This is a genomic window from Acinetobacter sp. YH01008 (assembly GCF_013420435.1).
Taxonomy (GTDB): domain Bacteria; phylum Pseudomonadota; class Gammaproteobacteria; order Pseudomonadales; family Moraxellaceae; genus Acinetobacter; species Acinetobacter pseudolwoffii.
On sequence record NZ_VOYD01000048.1, the window covers coordinates 1 to 8,963 of the forward strand.

General features: G+C 40.1%; 17 protein-coding genes. 5 read left to right on the plus strand and 12 right to left on the minus strand.

Annotation, left to right across the window (positions count from 1 at the left end):
- Positions 1–480 precede the first annotated feature (480 nt).
- The 12 genes from FTT75_RS14785 to FTT75_RS14840 form a co-directional block, all read right to left on the minus strand.
- Positions 481–717: a hypothetical protein gene (locus FTT75_RS14785; protein WP_180186773.1), complete on the minus strand. Its 237-nt coding sequence runs from the start codon at positions 715–717 to the stop codon at positions 481–483.
- A 194-nt stretch (positions 718–911) separates the two neighbouring features.
- On the minus strand, positions 912–1,463 hold the full coding sequence (locus tag FTT75_RS14790; protein ID WP_004279603.1) for a hypothetical protein: 552 nt from the start codon (positions 1,461–1,463) through the stop codon (positions 912–914).
- 12 nt (positions 1,464–1,475) lie between these two features.
- Positions 1,476–1,880 carry a DUF1064 domain-containing protein gene (locus tag FTT75_RS14795; protein WP_180186776.1) on the minus strand — a complete coding sequence of 135 codons (405 nt, stop codon included), beginning with the start codon at positions 1,878–1,880 and terminating at the stop codon, positions 1,476–1,478.
- Between the two features lie 94 nt (positions 1,881–1,974).
- A complete protein-coding gene (locus FTT75_RS14800) occupies positions 1,975–2,370 on the minus strand; it encodes a hypothetical protein (protein WP_180186771.1) in 396 nt (131 codons plus the stop codon).
- A complete protein-coding gene (locus tag FTT75_RS14805; RefSeq protein WP_180186778.1) occupies positions 2,367–2,660 on the minus strand; it encodes a hypothetical protein in 294 nt (97 codons plus the stop codon). The genes FTT75_RS14800 and FTT75_RS14805 overlap by 4 nt, the downstream gene beginning before the upstream one ends.
- Positions 2,657–3,247 carry a hypothetical protein gene (locus FTT75_RS14810; RefSeq protein WP_180186779.1) on the minus strand — a complete coding sequence of 197 codons (591 nt, stop codon included), beginning with the start codon at positions 3,245–3,247 and terminating at the stop codon, positions 2,657–2,659. The genes FTT75_RS14805 and FTT75_RS14810 overlap by 4 nt, the downstream gene beginning before the upstream one ends.
- A complete protein-coding gene (locus FTT75_RS14815) occupies positions 3,244–3,399 on the minus strand; it encodes a hypothetical protein (RefSeq protein WP_005097166.1) in 156 nt (51 codons plus the stop codon). The genes FTT75_RS14810 and FTT75_RS14815 overlap by 4 nt, the downstream gene beginning before the upstream one ends.
- Positions 3,396–3,674, minus strand: coding sequence for a hypothetical protein (locus tag FTT75_RS14820; protein WP_005097167.1), 279 nt, complete (start codon positions 3,672–3,674; stop codon positions 3,396–3,398). Before FTT75_RS14820 ends, FTT75_RS14815 begins: the two co-directional genes overlap by 4 nt.
- Positions 3,671–4,417: an ATP-binding protein gene (locus FTT75_RS14825; protein WP_005262240.1), complete on the minus strand. Its 747-nt coding sequence runs from the start codon at positions 4,415–4,417 to the stop codon at positions 3,671–3,673. The genes FTT75_RS14820 and FTT75_RS14825 overlap by 4 nt, the downstream gene beginning before the upstream one ends.
- Positions 4,414–5,307 (minus strand): replication protein, encoded by an 894-nt coding sequence (locus tag FTT75_RS14830; RefSeq protein WP_180186781.1) that lies wholly within the window; start codon positions 5,305–5,307, stop codon positions 4,414–4,416. The genes FTT75_RS14825 and FTT75_RS14830 overlap by 4 nt, the downstream gene beginning before the upstream one ends.
- A 53-nt stretch (positions 5,308–5,360) precedes the next feature.
- Positions 5,361–5,636 carry a hypothetical protein gene (locus FTT75_RS14835; RefSeq protein WP_100357066.1) on the minus strand — a complete coding sequence of 92 codons (276 nt, stop codon included), beginning with the start codon at positions 5,634–5,636 and terminating at the stop codon, positions 5,361–5,363.
- 10 nt (positions 5,637–5,646) lie between these two features.
- A complete protein-coding gene (locus FTT75_RS14840; RefSeq protein WP_100357065.1) occupies positions 5,647–5,871 on the minus strand; it encodes a Cro/CI family transcriptional regulator in 225 nt (74 codons plus the stop codon).
- 90 nt (positions 5,872–5,961) lie between these two features.
- Between FTT75_RS14840 and FTT75_RS14845 the strand changes: the two genes are divergently transcribed.
- The 5 genes from FTT75_RS14845 to FTT75_RS14865 all read left to right on the plus strand — a co-directional run bounded on the left by FTT75_RS14845 (position 5,962) and on the right by FTT75_RS14865 (position 8,703).
- Positions 5,962–6,642: a LexA family transcriptional regulator gene (locus FTT75_RS14845; protein WP_100357064.1), complete on the plus strand. Its 681-nt coding sequence runs from the start codon at positions 5,962–5,964 to the stop codon at positions 6,640–6,642.
- A gap of 70 nt (positions 6,643–6,712) precedes the next feature.
- Complete coding sequence (locus FTT75_RS14850; protein ID WP_180186783.1) at positions 6,713–7,015, plus strand: hypothetical protein; 303 nt, start codon at positions 6,713–6,715, stop codon at positions 7,013–7,015.
- Between the two features lie 80 nt (positions 7,016–7,095).
- Positions 7,096–7,572, plus strand: a complete 477-nt coding sequence (locus FTT75_RS14855; RefSeq protein ID WP_180186785.1) for a hypothetical protein — start codon at positions 7,096–7,098, stop codon at positions 7,570–7,572.
- Positions 7,569–8,270, plus strand: a complete 702-nt coding sequence (locus FTT75_RS14860) for a hypothetical protein (protein ID WP_180186786.1) — start codon at positions 7,569–7,571, stop codon at positions 8,268–8,270. The genes FTT75_RS14855 and FTT75_RS14860 overlap by 4 nt, the downstream gene beginning before the upstream one ends.
- A gap of 97 nt (positions 8,271–8,367) precedes the next feature.
- A complete protein-coding gene (locus FTT75_RS14865) occupies positions 8,368–8,703 on the plus strand; it encodes a hypothetical protein (protein ID WP_180186787.1) in 336 nt (111 codons plus the stop codon).
- Positions 8,704–8,963 lie beyond the last annotated feature (260 nt).

An 8,963-nucleotide genomic window follows, 5' to 3' on the forward strand; every position in this document is an offset into this window, starting at 1 on the left:
TCATGAGAAAGCCCATATAAATGGGTAATGTACAAGTTGCTGTAGAAGCATGTTTAATTCGTCTGATCACAGATACTTTATAAAGTATTTTAATACTTTTTTGAATCCGTCAATGCGTAAGTCCTAAAATGTTGAGCTTGAGTTAATTTTCTTTTCAAATAATAAATTCTAATCATCAAAAAAAATCCTATATTGAAATGAGCTTTCAGTTTAGCCTCAAGAAATCTATTTGGAGGCCTCTATCTTTTCAACTATCTTCTCAAGATTTTCAATCTGTCTTTTTTTATCAGACTTATACTGATAGAAGCAGAAAAATAATAAAAATATGGACGCGAACAATATTCCGCCTACAAACATAAGATTTTTACGTTCCACAACTATACTCACTTGCTCTGAATATAGTTCCAAGTATGACATCTTGTTGATTAAAGAAATATTAAAAAAGCCCACCATTTGGCGAGCTTTCCTTGATGCTTAAACCTATTTTTGACATTTCACGTCAAACTGGTATTCGTCTTGAGTAACCTTAATCTTAATATTTTTATATTTTCGTTTGTTTGGATCCATTGCCGAGCCAGCCACTTCCTCAAAAAAGCTACGATCATTCATTAGCTCGCCATACGCTTTATAGCCTAATAAAATCTTTTCAGGCTTTTCGCCTTCAGCCACTAATTTACCGAGAGTATCTTCTAGTTTTTTAACAGTTAAAATCGCCATTTCAATTAGAGCTCAAAAACAAAAAGGCATTATCGCTTATTTTCATGAACAAACAATGTCAAAAAAAGCCCACCTTTCGATGAGCCTTTACTAGTCTTTCCTAGCAGTCAACATTTTATCAGATAACACTTGGTCTCGGTTGAACCGTAATACGACCAGTATAGAAAAAGAATACCTTACATCCATATAGGATGTCAAACACTCAATTTTCTTAAATTTTTTCGGTACTGGCCTGCATAATGCTCTACCTCATCATTCAACTCTTTGAGCAAAAGTTCAACTGCATTACCTAGCCATGCATAGCGTTTTGAATAAGTATTTGGTTCAATATAATCAATTCCTGAAAATACTAAGCGGCCTTTCAATGTATGGTATTCGCGCAACTTTGGACGTAATGAGTAGAACAGCTCCATACGTGCAATGTGTTTGCAGAATTGCGGCATATCAAAACTTTCACGCTGCTTATCCATTTCCTCTTGCACCATACGCCATAAGTAATCTGAGATGTATTTTGTGACCACGGAATAATTATCCGTATTGTCTCGATAATCACCCCATACCAAAATTGACGCATAAGCCTTGGTTTCATCATTTGGCATTAAAGCAATTGCGCCACAACGATCTTCCCAATTGACAGGGATTTCATTTGTTGGTGGTGTATCTGCTTCATAATTTGCTGTTTTGGCTCTTAACTGCTGCCCCAACCATTCAATATTTGTCATCTTTTCAGCTACCGTCGCATTCATCCCTATTCCCCCTCAAATCTCTCTAACGTCTATACCGTGTACTGTTTTCATCAAGTGTTTCTTATTGCGAAAACTTGCTAACTTTCTTGTTGCTGCTGACTTCACATCCTCAACAATCTGCACCCCATCCTTCAGGTATGTGAAATCTGCGTAATATCTCAAAGCAGGCTTTGCTCTTTTCTCACCTGCAATCTTTACTTTCGGTGCCAACTCAAATTTGACCTGACACTGTAAATCCTGAATTTCACCTCTTTGCATTTGTGCTGTAAGCTCGATATAGCGCTTGTACTCTTTTTGGCTATCAAAGGTCATTCCATCCTTTTCGATCTTCACAGCGTTAAATTTGTTGCGTTTGGTGGCAGTCTTACGACCACCGCCATACTGTTTGTGATATTCAGCGAGTGAGATTGATGTCATTGGCACCCCACTATCGCCTGATTGATTGAGTCGCCAAATTTCAGCGAGACAAATGCAACTATCAAAAATAGAAAAAACCCAAAATCACCCAGTTTCATGACTCACCTCGCAGAACATTTATTGCTTCAGAAACTGCTTTTGGTTTTGCAAAAAGCCCTTTTCGATAAAGCTCATCCAAAATATGCAATGCATCCTCAACCTGCTTCTTCTTCTCGATATAACAAGCCTCCATGTTGTTGATCTGGGCTTTCAAACTCTCAATCTGCTTCTCATACTTTCGCAAATCAGCGTCTTGAAGCTTGATGACTTCGGTGTGCTCGTCGATGATGGCTTGTTGGTGCTGCCAAGTCAGATAAGCAACTTGAACACCGCTATGACGGTATTGATTTCTAGCCCCCACGAAGAAGAACAAATCCATTTTGAAATAATTCTGCTCTTCCAGCATTTTGTAAGCTTCGGTTGTCTTAAACCACTTTTCAAAATCACTCATCTCTCAATCACCTTCGTATTTGGGGAAATGTGGTTCCGAATATCACTACACGTATCAATGCGTTCATGGTCGGCTAGAGCGGTGCGGAGGTCTTTCAAGCTAATAAGGAAATTCTCAAACCTTTTACTGTGGCTGGTGAACTTCCACTGATTTTCCTCCCAGTAAAACCACTCAACAGGATTTTGAGATTTAAAATACGTGTCATACATGTAGTAACTAGCGGTCTGATCAGGCGCCCCATCCACAATCTGCTTACACTTTTCCAAACCCAATTTTTCGATTAAATTCATGCTGCTGCTCCTTGCAATTCATACTTGCGACACATCCCTCGCACCACTCGTTCAGCCTTGAAAATGTTGTAGGCTTCAATATCCTTGAAAGTCACTTCTGTTTTGATGTAAGTCATGCTTTTGAAAAGCTTGTAGCCCTTCTTTCGATATTCAGCGTGAATGTCATCCATTTCTTCACTAATGCCTTTCCATCTGCGCTTGATGTCGCCATCCATAATTTTTAAATCTGGATTACCGCCAACACGGAATTCATCCCATTTCATCACTGGCAATTCAAACTGACGCGCATCATCGATAATGTTGCTCGGGTCATCCTCGTGGTAGTAATACGAGTCGATACCCACAAAAAACTCATAAGCATCTTTGGTCAGGTCGTTAATGAGTGGCACAATCAAGTCACCATCATGCAGCGCGTAAATCTTGTTGATTACTTCCGACTTGGTTAAACCCATCGCATTGTATTTTTGACAGGCTTCTTCCACTTCCACGGCTTCAAAACTCATCCAAAGCTCATAAGGCTTTTGCGATTCACGCTGCACCAGATTGACCAACTTATTCGGGTTATATTTCTTATTGCGCTTTTTCATGCTGTCACCTGCTTGGCTTTTTTCTTCTGCTCATTGGTGTAAATTCGATTTGCTTCACGTGTTTCTGGGGTTCTATGGCCTTGGTTGTAGGCTGAACGCAAAGCCATGACCTCAACCCAATCCACGGTCTTATTATCGTTTTGGTCTTTCATGCTTCACCCACCCGTTCCACAATCGTCTTAATGGCCTTGAGTGTTAATTCATGGTCATCACTCGGCACAACGAATAAGCTTGCAATCATTTGGACTTTCTTGGCGTACTTGCGAGCATCTTTGCGATACCCATTACGCTCACGGTCTAGCTTTTCATTAAAGGCAAGCAGGTCATTCATTTCAGCTTTAAGCCTGTCCCGCTCTTGTGTTGCCTCTTTCAACATATCGAAAAGCTCAGCCACGGTTCTATGTGCCACCTCTTTAAAATCACTCACACCCCACCCCCTACACGCCGATCCATCCAATTGCACTCAACCACAGCCAATCCGTCATGCTGGAACCGGGACCATAGTCGATCACCCAAATCAGTCGCCAAATCATCCTTGGTCATATTTGAAATCAGCATGGTCGGCTTCCCTGCGTCATAACGCGCATATAAAACCTTGTGAACCAGTTGCAGGCGGTTTTCATGGCGATCATGCAATCCATATTCATCCAGAATCAGAAGGTCATAATCGGTATAGCGCCAGATTGCGTTGGCTTCGTTGTCATCGGCTTTTTTCCAAGCGTTGGCAATCTCATTAGCCATATCTTCAGAAGTGACGTAGCGGGCGTATTTACGCGCCTCCAGAACGTTGCGAGCGACTGCGCATGCCAAATGGGTTTTTCCAGTACCAGTACGACCCACCATAATCAGATTGCGAGTGATGCCTTCCAGAAAGTCTTTAGTGAATTTCACACACTGAGCTTTGGCATGTTTCTGGCCATCGTTAGTGGTGATGTATTCCTTAAAACCACTGTTTGCATGACGACCTGGTAACTTCGCGCCTTCAAAATGCTTTTCACGAACCATCTGATTGACAGAGGCTGCATGATCCTGATGGGCCTGATTTAAGATTTCAGATGCACACTGTTTGCAAATCGACTGGTTACCCAGTTGAACTTTTTGCATCTGGTGGCGGTCACAGTATTCAGAGCTGATCTGAATTTTTGAACCAAGTAGAGCTGCTGCATTCATACTAAGCCCTCCAAGTCGATGTCATCGGTTGCGGGTGCGTATTGTTGAACCTGGCCCCAGTTTTGATTTACGTTGCGGTTGTTTTGGGCGGGTGCTGCAGAGTGTGAATTTTGTTTTTGAGTGAACTTTCGCTTGATCCACTTCACGAAGTTTGAATACATCTGGGTATCTGTGATCAAGCCTGCGTTCAAACGTGGTTCGTAGTGAGCATTCACTTCAAGTAAAATCTGATTCACCAGTTCTTGGGTCATCGGGGTTTCACCTGATCGCTGTAACCAAGAATTCAGAGAATGTAAATCTGGTGTCCAGAGATTTAGCACTTGGTCAACTGAATTTTCTTGCGTGTTTTTCTCTTTAAAGTTTTCTTTAAATGTTTCTTTAAGTGTTTCTTTAATAGGGTCCCGTTCAACGGTACTAGTCCCGTCACCTTTCGCGGTACTAGTCCCGTCCCGTTTGGTGGTACTGGTCCCGTCACCTTTAAGGGTACTACCTTCATTTGGTACTAGTCCCTTTTCGCGGTACTGGTCAGGAGTAAATTGATATTCGCTTAGACAGCCTGTTGTTCTCTCAACTTTGATTAAGCCGAGTTCTTCCAGATCACGAATACATGACATAACCGTATCGCGTTTTTTGATACCGCAATATTTTTGAAATTGAGTGATGGCGATTGGGTGAGATACACGGTCAAATCCAATGGTTTGACGCATGACAAACATTAAGCACTTAAATGCCTTGTCGTTTAACTGAGCCATGATCTGACCGTCAATTAAACCATTTGGCATCTTGGTGTAGCGCTCTTCTTTATTCGACATAGCTTTGCGCTCATTTTTTGGAAAATGAACTACTTGCCCTTGAGGTATTGGTGGTTCATGTGCTAAATTTGATTTCATATTCTTTGATTTCCTCTAGAAATTAACGAACTGAAAAAGCCTGATCTCATCCATCAGGCTTTTTCTTTGTCTAAATCCCTGTGATTCCCTTCCAATCCCTCTCCAAAGCTAACGTCTGTAGACAGATCCCTTACTAAAGCTCCTAATCCCAAGCGCTCGAATGATTTTGCTTGTAAATTAAGTACATGCCACTCACCGACGATTTCCTTCTCTAGGAGATACGCCAGGTATTGAGCAAGGTCTTTACCCTTAATTTCGGCAAGTAGTTTTGCCCGCTCATGGATTTCAGGAGATAAACGGACATGTGTAGATTTCTTTTCAAGACTCATAATTTTTCCTTTAAGCAACAGCACTTGTTCGGAGTTCAATCCAGATATCTTGATAGGTATCTGGGAAAAGCTCCTTCCTGGTCGAGAGGCCGCGATCTTCAGCAATAACAGCAAGCCTGATTTTTCTTTCAGTAGGGATTTTCTTCCATCCACTTACCGATGGAACCCTAATCCCGAGTAACCGAGCAACGGCAGCTGGCCCACCAAGGGCTTCTATAAGCTGTGCATCATTCATGTTGTTCTCCTCAATAACAATCCAATTATTAGGCATTCCTTATTTTTATTCAATAGGGATACCTAATTTATTTCGTGTTAGGATTTCCTAATGAAAACACTTGCTGAACGTCTTAAATATGCCATGGAAGTTTTACCACCTAAGAAAATTAAGGGGGTCGAACTTGCACGCGCCGTCGGGGTAAAGCCACCATCCGTTAGTGATTGGCTTTCTGGTAAATCTAAAAATATGGAAGGCCCCAACCTGATTCGTGCGGCTCAATTCCTGAAGGTAAATTCAAAATGGTTGGCTACTGGTATCGGTAAACCTACTGATGAAGAAATAAAATCTGATTTCAGTAACGTAATTTTTAACAACCTACCAGTTATGGAAATCCCTGTTTTGGACTTTGTTCAAGCTGGGCTATTTGGAACTGTTGGTTATGACGGTATCAATCCTAAAGATAGAACTTATACAACTTATCAAAGTGCAAAGCCTTCAGACGTATTTGGTTTGACAGTCGAAGGAGTGAGTATGGCACCCGAGTTTTTACCAGGTGACTCACTTGTAATTGATGCATCTCTAGCACCACAACCCGGTTCATTTGTGATTGCCCAGAATGGATCCTATGAAGCAACTTTCAAAAAGTATCGGGTAATTGGATATGATGAATATGGCCGTGAAGAATTTGAATTGGTGCCATTAAATCCAGACTATCCAACACTATCTTCAAGAGACCATAAAATATCGATAATTGGTGTAATGGTTCGCCATGAACGGAGTTATAAATAATGCCGCACGCTATAGGCGGCTTGTAGCAAGAAAACCTCATAAATAAAAAACTCTTGAAGAGGAAGACACAATGATCGCAACACTCAATAAATCTAAAACTGCACTAACAATTAATCGTCAAGAGTTTAAGTTGGCATTAGGTAAAATCGGTGAAGGAATTGATAAGCAAATAGCTTCGCTTAAGAAGGCCAAGCAAAGCTATGACGCTGCTGAAATAGCACATGAGGTCATTAGTGAGGCAAATATCTTTGAAGCTATTATTGAAGGCTTTAACGAAGCAGAAGAAACCAATCTAAAGCTGACTGACATAACTAATCTTGAAGTGGCACAAGGATGGATAGATGAGTTTTTAGAGAAGTATTCTGCGCTATAAATCCTAAATCAATTTTTGTCGGCTGGATAAAAAGCCGCTATATGCGGCTATTGCTACTTAACGGATTTGAAAGAGGGTAAATGCGAAGTTCAATTATAGATTTAGAAAGAGCCAGGCTTCTCATAGCAGTAAAAAAGATATTTACTGAAGATGTAATAATGCAGACCACGGGCTCTCAGCATCAATACTCTAGATTCTCCTCGCCTGTATATGATGAATTGGGTGATAACATACCAGGCCTGAGCCTCAGGCTTGAAACTAATCGAACTCAAGGGTATATGAAGCATACCTTTGGTCTTCTGCTGCGCGAAGGCTCAATAACAAACCCAATAATTGATCTTTGTATTTATCCCAATACAGCTCGCTCGCATGTAGATAGAGCTACGCGAAAAAAAATATATGGCTCTCATTTACACATTTTGAATAACGTTTCGCAATTAGATTTAGATTATAATACTAATACTTGGCCGGACTACTTCTCTATGTTTGCTCGTGAAGCAAATATTGAGTTTAGTTCATCAAAAATAATTGGTCCATTTGAAGGAGAGTTGCTATGAAATTATCAAATTTAATAGTTGATTCATTTATACAGAAATTTTCTGAACAAGAGAATTTTTGCGCCTTCTCTTTGCCTTTTATTTTCAAAAATGGCACACCTGCAATTTTAAATGCTTTTCGCCACCCTAATGGGACCATCGAGCTTACTGATAATGGTTTAAATATTCAGTCTTTTTCTGAGTCTATAGGGAGTGCTGACTTTAATGTTATTGAAAAAGCTCGCGAATTTGCATCTGGCTTTAAAAACATTCATATATTGGATCAAGCCCTGACCGCAACCACTACCGAAGATGAGCTGACTTTTGATTTACTTGATTACAGTGATGTAATTAAAATGATGATTGAATTTCAGCCTAAACCAAAATCCGACCATGTTACCAAAATTTTAGACCAGTTGCGGATCATATTGGAAAGAAGATTTGGCAATCTTGAGGTTAGCCCTGAAGTACAAGGAAGGTCAGGTGGAAAATATAAGTTTAATTTTGGTTCTAATAACCACATGATTGATTTTGCGAGAGTGGATAAGCGTAGGACGAATGATTTGCTTCGAAAATATGTAGACACCCAAAATCATGATAATAGATTAGACTTTATGGTTATTCTTGATGATCTTGAGAATGACAAGTATAAATCTGAACAGGCTGTTCTTGCTGATTTCGCGCTTGTTAAGCCGCTTAGTCAGATGCTTTATGCTTAATTTCTAAATTAGCCCTAAACAACCCACCCCTCCGGTGGGTTTTCTTTTATGAAATTCTCTATATAATTCAAACTCCAATAACAACAAACCTATAACTATGAAATACATCACACTTACTACCCTACTCTTATCTTTGACTTTTACCGGCTGCCAGAAGCAACCAGATGAAGATATAGATCCAATTGCCACCACTACAGCTTTTGAGAACTCAGATAATATTCTTAGCAAATATCTGGAAAAGTTAGATTCAGAGTTCACCACTCAAGATGTACGGGTAAAAATCTTATGCAGAGACTACCCGCGTGAGTATGAAAAAAACTATATGCCTAACTTGTTGAAGCTATCACCCGGTGAATACTCTGAAGTTGCACTTTTGGCTGATATGGATTTGGTTTTGGATCACTACAAAGAGAAAGATGCTATTCAGTGCTAAAGCTTTCTTACTTCTGAAATATTAAATCTTTATATTGGACTTAAGACCTCTCATGACCAGGTCTGTAATAACTAAGTAAAGCATCACTAACCCGCTATCCGCGGGTTTTCTTTATGTAAGGTAAGTGTAACCTTGTGAACCGTACCGGGTTTGTCGGAGAGTCAATATTCTGAGAGACTATCCCGATGACAAAATTAAAATATACCCCTGAAATCAGAGAAAGAGCGGTTCAATTATTGATTGAATCTGAAAAAGATTAT